Origin of the sequence: Enterococcus sp. 125944, assembly GCF_051909435.1 — a bacterium.
Taxonomy (GTDB): Bacteria; Bacillota; Bacilli; order Lactobacillales; family Enterococcaceae; genus Enterococcus_D; species Enterococcus_D gallinarum.
The window spans coordinates 1-898 of the sequence record NZ_JBQASY010000063.1; the positions used below are offsets into that span (position 1 = coordinate 1).

1 protein-coding gene is annotated in these 898 nt (G+C 41.1%); it reads left to right on the forward strand.

Annotation, left to right across the window (positions count from 1 at the left end):
* A partial coding sequence (locus ACTFWY_RS17795; protein ID WP_439927439.1) for an ISL3-like element IS1476 family transposase occupies positions 1–898 on the forward strand: 898 nt, incomplete at both ends.

Sequence of the window (898 nt, forward strand, 5' to 3'; positions counted from 1 at the left end):
ATTCTCATGGAACTGTACGAAAATCAATCACGTAAACTAATCGCTAAGAAGTACTTCGTCTCGGATGGGACGGTGACACGGATCTTGCGTGAAGCAACGAAGCATTACCAGCCACGTATGAACTTCCTTCCGACGGTGTTGTGTATGGATGAGTTCAAATCAATGAAGTCTGTTTCTGGTTCCATGAGTTTTATTTGTGTTGATGGGACAACCAATCAGCTATTTACGATCCTTGAAGATCGCAGACTTTACAAACTAACTCAATACTTCCTGCACTTTCCTAGAAAAGCCCGTTTAAAGGTCAAGTACCTAGTGATGGACATGAATGCCAGCTATTGTCAGTTGCTTAAAACAGTCTTTCCAAATGCGGAGATCGTAACTGACCGCTTTCATATTGTCCAACACATCAATCGCAGCTTCAATCAATTACGTGTCCAGATCATGAATCGTTTTCGAACCTCACACTCTGAAAATCAGAAGAAGTACCGTCGGCTCAAGCGATATTGGAAACTCTTACTCAAAGATTCCACGACATTGGAGCCACTCAAACGGCATTATCATCGACTGTTTAAACGACCAATTAGTCAAACAGAAATCGTTGATGAGCTGTTAAGCTACAACGAAGAATTGCGAACTGCGTATCATTTTTGTCAATTATTACGCTATTATTTCGTTAAACGAGGTACGGAAGGCTTTCAAGAAACCCTTAAAACAATTTCATCTACGTTACCTCAGTCGTTTAAAAAGAAATTCACGATCTTCCATCGCTACCAATCGGGTATTTCAAATGCCTTTAAGGTGTCCCACTCAAACGGCGTCACTGAGGGGCTGAATAACAAGATCAAGCTGATTAAACGAATTGCGTTTGGTTATCGCAACTTTTATAACTTTCGGGCAC